The organism is Desulfocicer niacini, assembly GCF_054657595.1.
Genome location: NZ_BAAHYK010000002.1, coordinates 1 through 17,146, shown reverse-complemented (window position 1 = coordinate 17,146; position 17,146 = coordinate 1). Strand labels below are relative to the sequence as shown.

16 protein-coding genes and 1 pseudogene are annotated in these 17,146 nt (G+C 43.7%); 16 read left to right on the top strand and 1 reads right to left on the bottom strand.

Going from position 1 to position 17,146, the window contains the following annotated elements:
• Window positions 1–154 precede the first annotated feature (154 nt).
• From ACYQ2M_RS01060 to ACYQ2M_RS00985, 16 genes are all read left to right on the top strand, one after another.
• Window positions 155–772 carry a hypothetical protein gene (locus ACYQ2M_RS01060; protein ID WP_459914452.1) on the top strand — a complete coding sequence of 206 codons (618 nt, stop codon included), beginning with the start codon at window positions 155–157 and terminating at the stop codon, window positions 770–772.
• Window positions 773–828: 56 nt separating this feature from the next.
• Window positions 829–2,010, top strand: a complete 1,182-nt coding sequence (locus ACYQ2M_RS01055) for an outer membrane beta-barrel protein (protein WP_459914451.1) — start codon at window positions 829–831, stop codon at window positions 2,008–2,010.
• A gap of 197 nt (window positions 2,011–2,207) precedes the next feature.
• On the top strand, window positions 2,208–3,221 hold the full coding sequence (locus ACYQ2M_RS01050) for a polysaccharide biosynthesis/export family protein (protein ID WP_459914450.1): 1,014 nt from the start codon (window positions 2,208–2,210) through the stop codon (window positions 3,219–3,221).
• A gap of 100 nt (window positions 3,222–3,321) precedes the next feature.
• A complete protein-coding gene (locus tag ACYQ2M_RS01045) occupies window positions 3,322–4,896 on the top strand; it encodes a GumC family protein (protein WP_459914449.1) in 1,575 nt (524 codons plus the stop codon).
• On the top strand, window positions 4,893–6,140 hold the full coding sequence (locus ACYQ2M_RS01040; RefSeq protein ID WP_459914448.1) for a polysaccharide biosynthesis tyrosine autokinase: 1,248 nt from the start codon (window positions 4,893–4,895) through the stop codon (window positions 6,138–6,140). Before ACYQ2M_RS01045 ends, ACYQ2M_RS01040 begins: the two co-directional genes overlap by 4 nt.
• A 178-nt stretch (window positions 6,141–6,318) precedes the next feature.
• Window positions 6,319–6,615 carry a nucleotidyltransferase family protein gene (locus ACYQ2M_RS01035; protein WP_459914447.1) on the top strand — a complete coding sequence of 99 codons (297 nt, stop codon included), beginning with the start codon at window positions 6,319–6,321 and terminating at the stop codon, window positions 6,613–6,615.
• The gene (locus ACYQ2M_RS01030; protein WP_459914446.1) at window positions 6,612–7,007 is read left to right on the top strand and encodes an HI0074 family nucleotidyltransferase substrate-binding subunit; all 396 of its coding nucleotides are present in this window, start codon (window positions 6,612–6,614) and stop codon (window positions 7,005–7,007) included. Before ACYQ2M_RS01035 ends, ACYQ2M_RS01030 begins: the two co-directional genes overlap by 4 nt.
• A gap of 73 nt (window positions 7,008–7,080) precedes the next feature.
• Complete coding sequence (gmd, locus tag ACYQ2M_RS01025; protein ID WP_459914445.1) at window positions 7,081–8,166, top strand: GDP-mannose 4,6-dehydratase; 1,086 nt, start codon at window positions 7,081–7,083, stop codon at window positions 8,164–8,166.
• A gap of 137 nt (window positions 8,167–8,303) precedes the next feature.
• Entirely contained in the window at window positions 8,304–9,266 is a 963-nt protein-coding gene (locus ACYQ2M_RS01020; protein ID WP_459914444.1) for a GDP-L-fucose synthase family protein, read from the top strand.
• 237 nt (window positions 9,267–9,503) lie between these two features.
• Window positions 9,504–10,376: a glucose-1-phosphate thymidylyltransferase RfbA gene (gene rfbA, locus ACYQ2M_RS01015; RefSeq protein WP_459914443.1), complete on the top strand. Its 873-nt coding sequence runs from the start codon at window positions 9,504–9,506 to the stop codon at window positions 10,374–10,376.
• 164 nt (window positions 10,377–10,540) lie between these two features.
• Window positions 10,541–11,659 (top strand): DegT/DnrJ/EryC1/StrS family aminotransferase, encoded by a 1,119-nt coding sequence (locus ACYQ2M_RS01010; protein ID WP_459914442.1) that lies wholly within the window; start codon window positions 10,541–10,543, stop codon window positions 11,657–11,659.
• 1 nt (window position 11,660) lies between these two features.
• The gene (locus ACYQ2M_RS01005) at window positions 11,661–12,122 is read left to right on the top strand and encodes a MaoC family dehydratase (protein ID WP_459914441.1); all 462 of its coding nucleotides are present in this window, start codon (window positions 11,661–11,663) and stop codon (window positions 12,120–12,122) included.
• Window positions 12,123–12,142: 20 nt separating this feature from the next.
• Window positions 12,143–13,057 carry an HpcH/HpaI aldolase/citrate lyase family protein gene (locus tag ACYQ2M_RS01000; protein WP_459914440.1) on the top strand — a complete coding sequence of 305 codons (915 nt, stop codon included), beginning with the start codon at window positions 12,143–12,145 and terminating at the stop codon, window positions 13,055–13,057.
• 12 nt (window positions 13,058–13,069) lie between these two features.
• Window positions 13,070–13,726, top strand: coding sequence for a NeuD/PglB/VioB family sugar acetyltransferase (locus ACYQ2M_RS00995; protein ID WP_459914439.1), 657 nt, complete (start codon window positions 13,070–13,072; stop codon window positions 13,724–13,726).
• A 90-nt stretch (window positions 13,727–13,816) separates the two neighbouring features.
• Window positions 13,817–15,346, top strand: coding sequence for an MATE family efflux transporter (locus tag ACYQ2M_RS00990; protein WP_459914438.1), 1,530 nt, complete (start codon window positions 13,817–13,819; stop codon window positions 15,344–15,346).
• 205 nt (window positions 15,347–15,551) lie between these two features.
• Window positions 15,552–16,523, top strand: a complete 972-nt coding sequence (locus tag ACYQ2M_RS00985; RefSeq protein WP_459914437.1) for a glycosyltransferase family A protein — start codon at window positions 15,552–15,554, stop codon at window positions 16,521–16,523.
• Here the strand turns inward: ACYQ2M_RS00985 and ACYQ2M_RS00980 are convergent.
• Window positions 16,505–16,921 (bottom strand): annotated as a pseudogene (locus ACYQ2M_RS00980) (transposase); the annotation flags it as partial. The gene ACYQ2M_RS00985 and the pseudogene ACYQ2M_RS00980 overlap by 19 nt on opposite strands.
• Window positions 16,922–17,146: the final 225 nt, after the last annotated feature.

Genomic DNA, 17,146 nt, shown 5'->3' with positions numbered 1-17,146 from the left:
GAGGGGTCAGGCCAATTATGACAAGTAGGCCATATTGTGAGCAAGGCGGGAAAATGGGAGTGCGTCCAAGTAATCCCAAAAAATGAGGATCCAATTCAGTACTGGAATTCAGAAGTGCACAGTGTAATATATATAGATAAGGGAGGATGGGAAAATGAAAAAAGAATGTAAAAAAAGAGTGGGCCTGATTATGGCAGTTGCGCTGGTAATGTCATGTCTGTTGTTCTCAGCGGTGGTGTTCGCAGCAGATGGTACGGTTACAAAGACGCTGGAAGATGGCACGGTGGTTGTAGCTGAAACCGTCACGGCCGAAGATGGTTCCGTGGTGGTTACGGAGACGTCTTACGTGAACGGTGTGGCGGTGAAACAGACCATCACACAGAAGGCCGTGGTTGAGGAGGTTGTCCAAAATGATGATGGCACCACCTCAACAAGGGCGACGGAAACGGTTACCGTGACAACCTACACCCCCAATGCGGATGGAACCACCACCAAAGAGGTGTCGGGAAATGTCACGGTCTCCCTTATTTCTCCTGATGGTGATACTGTAATAGAGTCTTCAACGGATCTGGCGACCCAAAGTGACACCCTTGCACAGCCCATTGACGCCATTGCCGCCGAAAATGCGACACCCCCTGAGTTTCCAGGTCAGCCCCAGCCCCAGGAGCCTGGTGGACCTTCTGTTCAGCCCCAGGGATTTGATAATGAAGATACGCCTGACATTCAGGATACCATCACCATTGAAGATGCCGAAGCCGGCAGTCCGACATGATACACTATGAAGAAACTAGAGACGTGTCAGAAAAAATAAAAATTACGGAGAAAAAAATGCTGAACAGGAAAAAAAATATCATATTCGCCCTGGCGTTATGTTTCCTCATGTCCGGCGGTTTTATTCAGAATGTTCGGGCAGAAAGGATGACTGTTGTTCCGAAGCTTGATTTGGATTACCGCCATGATTCCAATTACTTCAAAGCCGAAAGCAATGAAAGAAGTGTTGATACTTTTATTATTCGTCCCGGGATCAGTTTGGGATATAAGACTGACAAAAGCAGTTTGACCCTGGATTATTCTCTGGATGTGAACCAGTACAGCGGAGAGCGTAATATTGACGATTACGACTACACGGGACATCTGGCAAAACTTCTGGGTAAAGCCCAGGTGACCGATCGCCTCACCATGGGAATAGAAAACGATTACATTAAGACCCGAGATCCTGCATCTTCCGATGAATACTCCAATGATGTGGCACGGGATAAATACTCCATCAACCGTTTTTCACCCAATGTGTTTTACCGTTTTGGTGAAAAATTCGGCATTGGCGCGAAATATACAAATCTTATCACCGACTACTCAGAAGGTATCAGTGAAGATTCCGATGAGAACCGGGGAACATTTGTTGCGAATTACAATCTTAACCGTTCCACATTGCTGGAGTTGAACTATCAGGTGTGGACCAGGGATTATGAAGGCGCAACTTCGGATTACACCTCCAATCAGGTAATGCTCAATCTGAAAAAAACCTATAAAAACTTTGCTTTAAAGGCAGGGGCCGGGTATCAGGAAAGGGATTTTGATCTGGCAAGCCGGGAGGATTTTGACGGCATGACCTGGAAACTCGGGTTTAAAGGCCAGACGGGCTCCAGTGATGAATCTGCACCTAAAAGCTGGCTGGACGTAGTTTTGAGTCAGAATTATAATGACTCCGGTTCCGGAGAAGCGTATTACACCGCCACAAAATTTGCAGTAATGGCAGGTCATACGTTTCTGGAGAGAATTGACCTGACCCTGAAGGGGTTGTATCAGAACAGTGATTATGAATACAGTCCCCGGGAAGATGACAAGTGGTCACTGGCATGTCGTGCCAACTATCGACTCAATGACATGTTCTCCTTTGCTCTGGAACCCGGTTATGAAACCAGGGATTCCAATGAAAGCGGAAGGGACTATGATAATACCTATATTCTGTTCAACGTAAAGGCTCAATATGACCTTGGCGGCAGAATGTAGCCCCTTAGTTAACTCACTTGCTCAACTTTTGGTGTGGATTGATTAACGCTGGGTGAAACCAAAAAAATAAACCGGCATGGAAAGTGCCCGATTCGGGTGGTTCATCCCCACTTTCCATGCTTTTTTTGTTCTTATGATAAGTTTTTATGTCGGCAGGGACACAGAAGTCCTTGAAATAAACAGCTCCAGGGTGTCCTATGACAAATGAAAAAAATATAAATGATGGAAACCAGCCTGAGCAGGATGTCTGGAAGATCCACCTGCTTTTATGTTACCCCAAACGGGTTATGGCATTTGTGGTGCAGGCGGTGTTTGCCATAATGATCTTATCTGGTGGTGTTTCTACGGTTTCTGGAGCAGAGCCTGGTGGGTCTGCCGATTATCGACTGGGAGCCCAGGATGTAATCCAGATAACCGTGCTGGCCGGCGGTGAGGTCCAGATGTCCACGGAGTTGGTGGTCACCGGCAGTGGCGACATAAATATGCCGCTGGTGGGCAGTATCCGGGCTGTGGGGCTCACCCAGGAGGAGCTGGAACGGGTCATCCGCACTCCCCTGGAACGGGACTATTTTGTGAACCCCCAGGTTCAGGTACAGATAACGGCCTATCACAGCCTTCAGTATTTTATTTCCGGTGCAGTGAAAAATCCCGGGATGTTTGAGCTCAACTTTCATCCCACCATCATGGATCTCATTGCCAAGGCAGGCGGTGCAGCCGAAGGCCGTGGAAACGTGGCCTATATCCTCCGGGGAGCCAAGGGGGTTGACACAGGCGAACTGCTTGCCGGCACAACGGATGCCGATGTCCTGGAAAATGCCATCATCAAGCGGGAGCCCATCCGGGTGGATCTACTCAAACTCCTGGACCAGGGGGATATGACAGAAAATATTATACTGGAGTCCGGAGACACGGTTTATATTCCCCTGAATAAATCCTTGAATCAGACCTTTACCAAGATATATGTGGAAGGGGAGGTGAAATCCCCCGGAGTGTTTGATTATCAGCCGGGGCTTACGGCTTTCAGTGCCTGTATCATGGCTGGCGGGTTTGCCAAATATGCGGCGCCCAACCGGGCAAGAGTGATCCGTAACACAGCGGACGGAGAGCAGGAGATTTTTAAGATAAACCTGGAAAAGGTACAGCGGGGAGATAAACCTGATTTTCCACTGGAACCAGGTGATCGTATTTTCATCCCCGAATCCTGGCTTTAACCCTTCTGATGTGAACCCACAAATCAACCTTCTTGCCAGTTTTGACTGACCGGGTCCCAGTTACCCAGTACCCAACCCCCTTATCCGTTCTGGAGTGATTATGGAAAACCAGTTCCACCAGCGACAGTTTCAGGAGCAGCCTTTTTCAGATGAGATGTTTCCGGAAAAAGAGATTCACCTGTCCGAGTACATCGAGATTCTGACCAAAAGAAAAAAACTCATTATCCTGTTTTTTGTTCTGACCGTGCTTGTCACGGTTCTTTTCACCCTTAAGACCACGCCCATCTATCAATCCACGGCCCAGCTGATCATAGACAAAGAGCGAAATACCTCCCCCATCACCGGGGAACGCATGGAGTTTGAAGGGTATGCCTCTGAGACATTGACTTTTCAGACCCACTTTAAGCTCATTAAATCCACCCCGGTGATTCAGAATGTGGTGGGGACCCTTCGCCTGGATCAGATGAAGGAAGAAGACCTGGAGATCAGTCCCATACAAAACCTTGTCCGCCAGCTCAAGGAAAATGTGGCTTTGCTCTTGTCCAGTGCCGATGATACCACCATGGAAAAGGACGCCCCCCTCATTGATCCGGCCACGGAAAAAATGAATCTCCTGGTAGAGGGTGTTCAGAAAAAAATAGACATTGAAGAGGTGAGAAACACCCGGCTTTTAAATATTTCCGTCAAAGACAAAGACCCGGTCATGGCCGCAGATATTGCCAATGCCCTGGCAAGGGAATATATCCGCTTCAACCTTTCCAACCGGGTGGAATCATCCAAGGATAACCTGGACTGGCTCAACAACGAGCTGTACCGGTTAAAGAAAAAGCTCGAAGATGATGAGCGGGCCTTTTTCGAGTACAAGCAGAAGTCCAAACTTTTTTCCATGGAGGGCAAGCAGAAGGTGGTGGATCAGAAAATTTCTGAATTCAACACCAAATATCTGGAGGCCCGGAACCAGCGCATGGAACTGGACTCTAAGATTTCTGAGCTCCAGAAGCATCTGGAAAGCTCCCGGGGGCTTGCCAAGGTGCGATCCCTCTTAAACAATGCGTTCATTGAAAATCTTTATAACAAGATCAACGATCTTGAAATTGAGTACTCCAAGCTTTCCAAGGTTTACAAGTCCAAGCATCCCAAGCTGGTGCAGCTCCAAAGCGAGCTTGCCAAGAGCAAAACCCGCATGAATGAAGAACTCGCCAAGGAGCTTGCCAATCTGAAATCCCAGCGTACGGTGCTGAAAGCCCGGGAGGATGTGCTGGAGAGAACCATTGGAGAGTTTGAGCAGGATGCCCTGGATACCAGCGGCAAAGAGCTCAAATACACCATCCTCCAGCGTAACGTAAACACCAGCCAGAACCTGTATGACATCATGGTGACCCGGGTGAAGGAGTCGGATATTTTAAAAACCAGCGATACCTCCAATATCCGTGTGGTTGAAAATGCTGCCATTTCCCCTGTTCCGGTGTCTCCCAATAAAAAACGGAACCTGCTGCTGGGTATGGTTCTGGGGCTGATGGGGGGGGTAGGGCTTGCCTTTTTCTTTGAATACCTGGACCAGACCCTGAGAACAGAAGAGGATATTCAGAACTATCTGAACCTGTCCGTACTTTCCGTCATCCCCGAAGCCGATAAAAGTTCCGGATATGGATACACCTATGGAGCCAGACGATGAAATTATTCAGTAATAAAAAAAATAAGAAAGCGGATCTGGAACTACGTAAAAAAAAACTTCTGACTGATTTTCCCACGGGCTCCCGGTATGCTGAATCCTATCGTAACCTTCGCACCAACCTATATTTTTCAGCCATGGAAAAAAACCTTCGATCTATGATTGTGACAAGTACTGTCCCTGCCGAAGGTAAAACTAACACCGCCACAAACCTTGCCTTTACCATTGCCCAGACAGGAAAACGAACCCTGCTGGTGGATGCCGATCTTCGAAAACCCCTTTTAACAGAAATGTTTGACAGGAAAAGGCTTATCGGGTTTACAGATCTTGTGTCAGACACATTGGGTTCGGAAGTTACCTCGGGAAACCTTGCCCAATACGCCATCGGGGATATTCTAAAATTTATGAAATACCAGAAGCGCACCGGGATTTTGAAGGTGAATGCTTCGGAAAATCTGGTCACCTTTTATGTGATCAACGGTAAGGTCACCGATATTTTGTGGAATACCTGTCCGCCGGCCCGGAAACTTGTGGCTCAACTGATGAATCAGAAAAAAATCACCAGAGAAGATGCCGGTATTGCCCTGGAGCACCAGAAAAAAACCCGACAACGTCTGGGGGATATTTTTTATACCATGGGGTTTGTTGCCAGGCCTGAACTTGAAAAAATACTTGGCATGAATGCCCTTGAAGCCCTGCGTGTGGCATCTCTCATGACCCAGGGCAGCTTTAAGTTTACGGCTTTAAAGGAGCAGGATGTGAAGTCGGCTGTTGCGCCCAGCCTGGATTTTGAGAAACTTTACCGGGATTTTTTCGGCCAGGGCGATGAGCTGATTTATATCAATAAAGCCATTGATGATGCTGTGTTCTCAACGGATACGGAAAATCTTTTTTTGCTTCCTTCGGGTAAAATTCCCCCCAATCCTGCCGAAATCATTGGTTCGGATAAAGCCGAGTTTCTCATGGATGTGCTCCGGCAGCGTTATGATTTTGTGGTGGTGGATACCCCCCCGGTGCTGCCGGCCACGGATGCCCTTTTAATGGCCCCCCGCACCGACGGTGTTCTTCTGGTGGTGCGTTCCGGGCATACCAATAAAAAGGTCATTAAAGAGGTGGTGGAAAAATTTCGCACGGCCAAACTGCCCATCCTGGGCGTGGTGCTGAACCGTGTGGATGTCAAAAAAGGTGGTTATTACTACAAATATTACCAGAAATATTACGCGGCCTATTATGGTAAGGAAGCGTAGGGGGCTGGCCCAGTCAACCATATCCATCTGCTGGCCGTGGACAGCCGTCAATATATCGAGCAAAATCAAGACAATTTGCCTCCCAAAAGTGGGGTTTAAGAGATGAAATTGATGTTTTATAAAGCAATTAAACTTTAATAACAAAGTGTTAGCTGGGTCAGACCCCATCATATCATAAATGAAAAAATATGAACTGATTATAAAAAACAAACTCCTTGAGTTGTTTGAGGGTACAGGGGCTGTGATTTTTTTGTTTGGATCGCGGGCAAAAGGAGATTTCAGGAAAAATTCTGATTTTGATATTGGAATTGAATCTGTAGAATTTAATACTTTCAGGCGGTTGAAGGTAAAATTTGATGATTTCTGGGAAGAAAGCATTGTCCCTCATAAAGTTGACCTTGTTTATTTTGATCATGCCGATTCTGAATTCAAAAAAATTGCAAAGCGAGACATTATTATATGGAAGACCGATTGAAATACAAAATTTGTCAATATAAGGATGCGCTGAAAAATTTTGAAGATTCACTGTCAATAAACATTGATGAGTTGTCAGAAAAAATTGCCGATAGTGTTAAAAGCGGAAGGATTCAGAAATTTGAATTTTGTACTGAGCTATTGTGGAAGACTTTAAAAATATATCTATGGGAAGTGAATGGGATAGATTCAAAAAGTCCAAAATTAGTGATAAAAGATTACTATGCCTTAGACTTTTTGACAACTGAAGAGTACGAAAAGGTCATGGAAATGATAAACGATAGGAATATGCTCAGTCACATATATAACAACAAGCAGTTTGAAGAGATATACAGCAGAGTCATTTTAACTCTTCCCTTGTTTAAAAAAATACTTGGGCATATGGAAAATTAATCATTCAATAACACCCATAAGCCAAGCCTGGCCCTGACCCCAAGAAACAAGAAAAATTAGGATTGAATCTCATATGAAAAAAGCACTGATAACCGGAATCACCGGGCAGGACGGCGCCTATCTTGCCGAGTTCCTCCTGAAAAAAGGTTACGAAGTCCACGGCATCAAACGCCGCGCATCTCTGTTTAATACAGATCGTATTGATCATCTTTACCAGGGACCCCACGAAGCCAACCGGCGCTTTATTCTTCATTATGGTGATCTTACTGATTCCACCAACCTGATTCGTATTTTGCAGCAGGTGCAACCCGATGAGGTGTACAATCTGGCGGCCCAGAGCCATGTGGCGGTCTCCTTTGAATCTCCGGAATATACGGCTGACACCGACGGTCTTGGCACCCTGCGACTCCTGGAAGGCATCCGGCTTCTGGGCCTTGAAAAGACGACAAAGTTCTACCAGGCCTCCACATCGGAGTTGTTCGGCAAGGTACAGGAGGTCCCCCAGACGGAAACCACCCCGTTCTATCCCCGAAGCCCCTATGCCGTGGCCAAGCTATACGCCTACTGGATTTGTGTGAACTACCGGGAAGCCTATGGCATATATGCCTGCAACGGCATCCTCTTTAACCATGAATCCCCCTTGCGCGGCGAAACCTTTGTCACCCGCAAGATCACCCGTGCCCTGGCCCGCATCAGCCTCAACCTTCAGGATTGTCTCTACCTTGGTAACCTGGATGCCAAGCGCGACTGGGGACATGCCAAAGATTACGTTAAGATGCAGTGGCTCATGCTCCAGCAGGACCAGCCCGAAGATTTTGTCATTGCCACAGGTGAGCAACATTCGGTGAGAGAATTTGTAACTATCGCTGCCACCACCTTGGGAATAGATATTACCTGGGAAGGCACCGGCATTGATGAAAAGGGTATCGATACTAAAACAGGCAACACTATTGTGGCCGTGGACCCCAAATACTTCCGGCCCACAGAAGTGGAAACCCTGCTTGGCAACCCGGCCAAAGCCAAAGAAAAACTCGGCTGGACCCCCAAAATATCCTTTAAAGAGCTTGTAACCGAAATGGTGCAGCATGATCTGGAAGACGCCAAAAAAGATAACCTGTGCCAAACCCACGGTTTCAACACCTACAATTACAATGAGTAACCAGCCCCAAGAACAAGAATCAAAATCCTTAAACACCACTTTTTGACCCCAAAAAGTGCACTCTAAGCGCAAAAAACCCCCTTTTTTGAATCCATAACGCTTTAAAAACAACTACTTAACTGGGTCAGACCCCAAATATGATGAAATCTTCGAAAATTTACATAGCAGGCCACCGCGGCATGGTGGGTTCCGCCATCCATCGCTGCCTTGCCGCCAAAGGATATACGAACATCATCGGGAAGAGCCACGCCGATCTGGATCTCATCCGCCAAAAAGATGTGGAAGACTATTTTGCCCAGGAAAAACCCGAATACGTGGTACTGGCCTCGGCCAAAGTAGGCGGTATAGGTGCCAACAGCACCTACCGGGGCCAATTCATCTATGAGAATTTAATGGTCCAGTCCAACGTGATCCACGCAGCCCACACCCATGGCGTAAAAAAGCTCCTGTTCCTGGGTTCCAGCTGCATCTATCCCAAGCTTGCTCCCCAGCCCATGAAGGAAGATGCCCTGCTCACCATGCCCCTGGAGCCCACCAACGAGCCCTACGCCATTGCAAAGATTGCCGGTATCCGCATGTGTGACGCCTACAACCGACAGTACGGCACCAATTTTATCTCGGCCATGCCCACGAATCTCTATGGTCCGGGGGACAATTACCATCCGGAAAATTCCCATGTGCTGCCCGCCCTGATCCGGCGCATGCACGAAGCAAAAGAGACCAACGCCGACAACGTCACCATCTGGGGAACCGGAAGCCCCTTGCGGGAGTTTCTCTACGCCGATGATCTGGCCGAAGCCTGCGTGTTCCTCCTGGAAAATATCAATTACAAAAACATTGCCTTTGAAGATGCCAGCGGCACGATCCAGGCCCATATCAATATCGGATCGGGCCGGGAGATAACCATCCGGGAGCTGGCCGAAACCGTCCGGGAGGTTGTGGGATTTAAAAACAAGCTGCTCTTTGATGCCAGCAAACCCGACGGCACCCCCAGAAAACTTATGGACTCCACCCGGTTGATGAACTTAGGCTGGAAACCCAAAACAGACCTGAAAAAAGGTGTCGAGCTGGCCTACAAGGATTTCTTAAAACGCCCATAAGCCCATGTGACCCCACATCCACAATGCAAAACAAGCATACTTTAACCCCCAAGGACGACAACAATGCAGGCCTGATCCCACGCACTGTGATCCTTAAACAGCTGTTTTTGCCCCCCAAAAGTGGGTTTTAAGAGCTGAATCTGCGCTTTTTTGAACCGATTGATATTAAATAACAAAGACTTATCTGGGTCAGACCCCGAATTAAGAATTACAACCCCGAATTTAAAAAGGTTATGAATGAAAGGCATTATTTTAGCAGGCGGTTCCGGTACGCGGCTGTACCCGGTGACTCGGGAAGTTAACAAACATCTTCTGCCGATTTACGATAAACCCATGATTTATTACCCCCTGTCGATTCTGATGCTGGCCGGTATCAGGGAAATTCTGATCATATCCAGTCCTGAACACCTGCCAAGCTTTAAATCTCTGTTCCAGGATGGAAGTCAACTGGGTCTTGATATCTCATTTGTGGCGCAGCCAAAGCCAGAAGGTTTGGCCCAGGCATTTATTCTGGGGAAAGACTTCATCGGATCAGATTCCGTCTGTCTGATACTGGGGGATAATATTTTCTATGGCCATGGATTTCATCCAATACTGGAGGAATGCACCAGCCTTAAAAAAGGTGGGATCATCTTTGGATACCAGGTAAAAGATCCGGAACGATATGGCATTGTAGCGTTTGATGAAAACAGAAATGCGTTGAACATAGAAGAGAAACCAAAGAAACCCAAATCAAAATATGCGGTACCAGGGCTTTATTTCTATGATAATGACGTTGTGAACATTGCATCCAAAGTGAAACCGTCTGACAGGGGTGAGTTGGAAATCACCGATGTCAATAACGCCTATCTGAAACGGGGTGATTTGAAAGTACAGGTTTTAGGTCGCGGATTTGCATGGCTGGATACCGGCACCCATGAATCCCTGCTGGAAGCGGCAACCTTTGTGGAGGCCATTGAAAAACGTCAGGGATTAAAAATTGGCTGCATTGAAGAGATCGCATTCCGAAAAGGTTTTATTGACCATAATCAGCTCGAAGTATTGGCAAACGCATTGAAAAAATCAAGCTATGGCACATATTTATACAGCCTGTTGCCTGTTAAAAATTAAAAAAGGTTCATGTTGAGCTCAGTGGTGTGAAGCCTTCCCCGATCGGTTGTGATCCCCTAAAAAATATGTTGAAACTGTTCGAGCTTTGATTACAACACCATGGCATTTGAAATGGCTTGTACCGTTTAAAGCAATCAAGAATTGTTGTCGCAAGGATTTTAAATATGAAAAAATTTGACAAGCCCATTTACGTCACAAAGCCCTTTATGCCACCCCAGGAGGAGTTTTGTAAAGGGCTCAAAGAAATTTGGGATAATCAGTGGTTGACCAACAATGGGCCTGTGCTGCAGCGATACCAAAAAGAACTTAAAACATATTGTGAAACCGACAATATCTGCCTGTTCAACAACGGCACCCTTGCCCTGCAGATTGCACTGCAGGGGATGGGGATCAGCGGGGAAGTGATCACCACCCCTTTTACCTTTGTGGCCACCACCCATGCACTTTACTGGAACAAGATCCGCCCGGTGTTCTGTGATATAGAACCGGACTATTTCACCCTGGACCCGGCCAAAGTGGAAGAGCTTATAACTCCCTGGACCACAGCCATTCTGGCGGTGCATGTTTTTGGAAGGCCCTGTCAGTTAGAGGCCCTGGCAGATATTGCCAAACGTCATAACCTGACCCTGATCTATGATGCTGCCCATGCCTTTGGCGTTCGTGTCAACGGCAACCCCATAGGTAATTATGGTGACCTGAGTATGTTCAGTTTCCATGCCACCAAGCTTTACCACTCAATTGAAGGCGGTATGCTCACCTTTAAAGATTCAGGTCTTTCTCAGACGTTTAATTACCTGAAAAATTTTGGGTTTAAAAGTGAGACGGAAGTGGTCATGCCCGGCACCAATGCCAAGATGAACGAGATGCAGGCGCTGATGGGATCTGTGGTGTTGAGATATATGGAACAGTTGGTAGCCAAGCGAAAGAAACTCTATCAGATATACAGAGAGCGACTTGGAGACGTGCCTGGAATTTCTTTCAGCCCCGACCCAGATAATAGTGTTGAATACAATTACGCCTATGTGCCCATCTTGATTGATGAAAAAGAATTTAGAATGAGTCGAGACGACCTGTATATGAAGTTGAAAGAATATAATGTTTTTGCCCGTCGATATTTTTATCCTTTGCTCAATGAATTTGCCTGTTACCAATCGGTGTCCATCACGCGCCCATTAACCATAGCCAAGGAAGTGGCCGAGAAAATATTGACTTTACCCATATATATGGATTTGGAAGAAGATGATGTAAACAAGGTATGCGATATATTAGCCAAAAGGGGGTAATATGCAGACGAACAAACCATACAAAATGTTTTTGGATGATTTTCAGGTTGGACAAATCTACAAACACTATCCTCCCAAAACCATAACCGAGAGCGATAACAATCTGTTTTGTCTCTTAACTATGAATCATCACCCCATTCACAGTGATTTTGAATTGGCAAGAAAAAGTCAGCATGGGCAGATACTGGTTGTTGGCACCTATGTTTTAAGTCTTGTTGTTGGCATGTCAGTGCCTGAAATTTCGGGGGCTGCCATTGCAAACTTGGAATATGAAAAAGTTGCCCATATTGCGCCTGTGTTTATAGGGGATACTATTTGTGCAGAATCAAAAATTTTAGAGGTAAGGCAATCTAAAAGTAAAGCTGATCGGGGAATAATTTATGTTGAAACCGCTGCTTTTAACCAGAAAAAGGAACAAGTGATCACTTTACGAAGGCGTGTGTTATTACCTAAAAAAATATAGACAATTTAAGGAGATAAAATATGGACAAACCATATAAAGGCCCCTGGGTAATGAGAACATTTCTTTTTGTGCCGGGTCATATAGAAAAATTTCTAACAAAAGGAAGCCAGTCGGATGCCGATTGTGTGGCATTGTGCCTGGAAGATGCCGTCCCATACGATCAAAAAGAAAATGCCAGAAAAACCATTCGAAAAGTTTTATCCCAGGGCTTGTTTGAAAATAAGCCTGTTTTTGTTCGCATCAATCCAATGGATACCGGATTAACATTGCTTGATTTACAGGCGGTGGCATGCAAGGAACTGGACGGTTTTGTCTACCCCATGGCTTATACTCCTGATGATATTAGAAGCTTTGATGCACAGTTAAGCTTGATGGAAAATCAGTTGGACTTGCAAAAAGGGCATTTTTCAATAGTGGTTTTAGTGGAAACTCCACTTGCTATCTTAAAGGCATACGAAATTGCAACCGCATCTGACAGAGTTGTAGCCCTGTTATTTGGCTGTGAAGATTACATGGCTGAAATGGAAAGCCGGTATTCAATCGAGGAGCGTTCTTTGTTTGCACCCAGAAGCATGATGGCCATGGCTGCCAGAGCTGCTGGTGTCGAACCACTTGATACTCCTTATGTACAAGTGCATGATCTTGATGGGTTAGAGCGATTTGCCACCCTTGGCCGGGATCTTGGTATGTCAGGGATGCTTGTCATGTCCCCAAGGCAAATTCAGGTTGCAAAGGAATGCTATACCCCCAGTGCAGAAGAAATAGAAACTGCCACAGACATCGTCAGAGCTGCGGATGAAGCAGAAAAGGAAGGGCGAGGGATTGTTATCGTAAAAGGTAATTTTGTTTCTCCTCCGACATTGAAGCAGGCTAAAAAGTTATTAAAGAGAGTTGTTGATATTGATAAAGTGGAATCTATGGGAAAGCAAAACTAAAAAGGGGGCTCAGTGGAAAAGAAAATAATTATATTGGGGGGAAGGGGGATTGGAATGATTGCCTCCTCCATAATTGATGCGTATCCTGATTATAAATTATTGGGCTTCCTTAATGATGTTGTCCCTGTGGGGCAAAAAGTCGGGCGATATAAAAACATTGAGGTCATTGGCACATCACAGGAAATTGAAAAATATGCTGATGATGAAAGTGTCAATTTTTTCATTGCTTATTTGGGGATGTTGGACAAGCTACCTGTGTATGAAAAAATAAGTGCATTAGGTATTCAAAAAGATCGTTTTATTAGCCTGATTCATCCTACGGCCTTTATTCCCGAGGATTACTGCTCAATTGGCCATGGTGTCTTATTTGCCCCTTTGGCTCACTTGAGTCCTGATACGAAAATTGGGGATCATTGCTTTTTGCTGCCCAATTCATTTGTGGGACATGATTCAACCTTGGAGGCTTTTGTATCTGTTGCCAATAATGCAACTGTAGGAGGGAATGTGTGTGTTGAGAGAGGTGTGCATATTGGTAGTAATTCGACCATACGTGAGGATGTTACGATAGGGGAGTTCAGTATTGTTGGTATGGGGTCTGTTGTTTTGAAGGATGTGCCTTCTCATACTGTTGTGGCTGGTAATCCAGCGAGAATAATTAAAAAAAATTAGCCCAAAGCAATAACTTCCTCCCTAAATTATCAAAATAATCAAAGATATTACCCCAATAATGTCCAAATTAACTGGAATTGACACAATCGAGTGACAAAAGATAATTTTTTAATACTTAAAAATAGCGGAATCCTTTATGCTCGCTTGATCATTACGTCGATATTGGGCCTACTTGCCTCGCGTTTTGTTATCCAGGGGCTGGGGGTATCAGATTTTGGACTTTACAGTGTTGTTGGCGGTATTGTAGCCATGCTGGCCTTTCTTAACACCGTCATGATTTCGACAACATATCGTTTCATAACTTTTGAGATGGGAAAGAAAAGTGCTGTCGGTGTCAATAAAATTTTTAATATCAGCTTGGTTATACATCTTAGTTTAGCGATTTTGGTTTTAATTTTGGCTGAAACAGCAGGTGTCTTTTATGTGGAGCATTATCTCCAGGTTGAACCTGGCAAGACTGCCGATGCTTTGTTTGTAATGCGATTTTCAGCATTGGCCACCTTCTTTTCCGTGGCAAGTATTCCCTATCAGGGCTTGGTAACAGCAAATGAGAATTTTGTTGTGCGGGCAAGCATAGAAATCGTAAGAAGTTTGTTGGCCTTTTGCGCAGCGATAATAATTTTTTATTCTGAGGAGAAGCTCAGGTTATTCGCTATTCTTATAGCTATTGCCAATGGTACTCCAGCACTGCTGTTTTGGATATATTGCAATAAAAAATATAAAGAAATAACCAGATGGACGTTTCAAAAAGATCGTTTCAAATATAAAGAAATGTTGACCTTTTCAGGGTGGATTATGATCGGAGCTGCCGCCGCTGTGGGAAAGATGCAGGGTTCTGCTCTTATCATTAATGCTTTCTTTGGTACTACTCTAAACGCTGCCTTTGGTATAGCCAGACAGCTTAACAGTGTGGTTTTGATGTTTTCTAAAAATCTGGGACAAGCGGCCATTCCCCAGATTACAAAAAGCTTTAGCAGTGGTAATACCAAGAGAAGTATTGACTTGGCCAGCCATATTTCAAAGTATACCTGTTTTTTAATGTTAATTCCATCATTGCCTATTTTGCTGGAAACTGATTTTTTATTAAATATTTGGTTGCGAGATGTGCCTCCATATGCGGTTATCTTTTGTCAACTTATGATTTTTGATGCATTGATAGGAAGTCTTGGTGCTGGCATTCCTGCTGTAATTCAGGCAACCGGAAAAATAAAATATTTTCAAATTATTCTAAGCTCAACATCTTTGATGAGTCTACCATTTGCATACTTTCTTTTTAAAGCAGGCTATCCACCATATTCAATACAAATTGCTTTTATCTCTACAGCCTTAATAAATGTTGTTGTAAGACAAGTTTTATTAAAAAGAATTATTGATTTTGATGTAAAACATTTTATAAAAATTTCGTATTTGAGAATATTATACGTTGTTCTACTGATAGCACCGCTTTTTTTTATCAAGAATATTTTTCATTATGGTACCATACGTTTTTTTTGTTTTTCTTTCTTTTCGACCTGTGTGCTTTTTATAGCAATTTCTTTTGTAGGATTGGAAAAGCAAGAGAAGATATTTGCAATTGGCATTATTAAAAAAATATTTTTGAGATTCAAAATTCGTGGATAAATTTAGTCAGGTTAGGAAAAATTGAACGAAAAGTCATTGTATTTACCTTGAAAAAGGTGGCTACCCACTTAAGCCGGGATGTTTTCAAGGCTTTTGGATAAGTTGATTGCAGTCCCCCAATTTAAGAGTTTTTAAGAACCTTAATTTTAAAGGCTGTCCGCCTTAAGTGGGTAGCCCAAAAGGCAATTAAATTAAAAAGGTAATTATGGAAAATCTTGCTCCGGTTTTAATTCCTACGCTAAACAGATATGAGCATTTCAAAAGGTGTGTTGAGTCATTATCAGCATGCACGCATGCTGATAAAACTGATTTGTATGTTGCTCTGGATTATCCTTTATCAGAGTCTCATTGGGATGGTTATAAAAAAAGCAAAGCGTATCTGCAGGACATAAAAGGCTTCAATTCTGTTAATATTATAGGAAGACAAAAAAATTTTGGGGCTCAGGAGAATATATATGATGCAAGAAAAAGTATTTTTGAAAAATATGACAGGATGATTTTGTCTGAAGATGATAATGAATTTTCACCTAATTTTTTGGAATATATTAACAAAGGCTTAGAAAAATTTGAAAATTGGCAAAATGTTTATTCAATATGTGGTTATAACTATCCAATCAAAATGCCTTCGTCTTATACCTATAATTATTATTTTCATAGAGAATTTTCTGCTTGGGGTAACGGAATTTGGAAAAGTAAATTTCAAATACCAAGACTCAATCCCAAAAAATTAAAAGAATTTATTTTAGACGGAAAAAATGTCAGAGAATTAAATAGGCTGTCTGGGCGGCATTACTATAACACCTTAACTTCTATAAGAACAAATACACCACGAATCGGAGATTTTTCTGTTTTTATAAATAATATAATTTATGATCGATATTGCGTCTTTCCCTCTGTGTCGAAGGTAAGGAATCACGGACACGATGGAAGCGGAATTCATTGTGGAAATCTAAATAAGAAACGAAAAGAGAATGTTTATGCATCTCAACACATAGATTTGCAGTGTTGTTTTGACTTTTTAGGACAACCACCTTTTGAGGATGAAAAGATAATTCGTCAATTGAAGAAATATTTTAATATGAAATCAATTATTAAGGTTCGGGAAATACTGAAATATTATATATTTTATCTTAATAAAAAATATGGCTCCTCGCTGTTTCATGTGGGTAGCGTATAATCCAGCTTACCCGCTATGAGGTAGATCATGGTGATATAGTTTCGAGACGAACGATACCCTCTGGCTTTTGCTTTGCCCGCCTGGATCAGACTGTTGATGCCCTCAAGGATTCCGTTATTAATGTGGGAATGAAACCATCTTAAGATGCCGTCCCAATGACGTTTAACGGTATAAGCAGCCTACTTGACAGGTTCAAGCCTACTGTGAGTCGCCCAGAAGTACCATTTTTTCAAAAACGCTTCTGCATTTTCCGGTGTCTGTGTCCAAAACTCCTGAAAATTCAGTTTGATGTGATAAGCTCTGGCTATTTTTAGATTTAATTTCGGAATTTTCAGTTCTTCAAGCTGTTTTGATTGGTCTTTTTTAAATTTATCGGGATTTTTCAGCCAAATATACCTGGAGAGCTTTGCAAGAAAAGCATATTCTCCAGGATTTTATAACCGCTGTAAAAAAAATTAAAAATCAATAAAATAATAGTAAAAAAATATCGAAAAAACGTCTGATTTGAAGCAAATTCGAACGAATTTTATTCGATTTTGTTTCCGATTGTGCTCTTTTCACCGATTTCCGGTAAGAGGACGCACCAATGCCCTTAAACAGGAGCGACATCCATGATTTTGGCT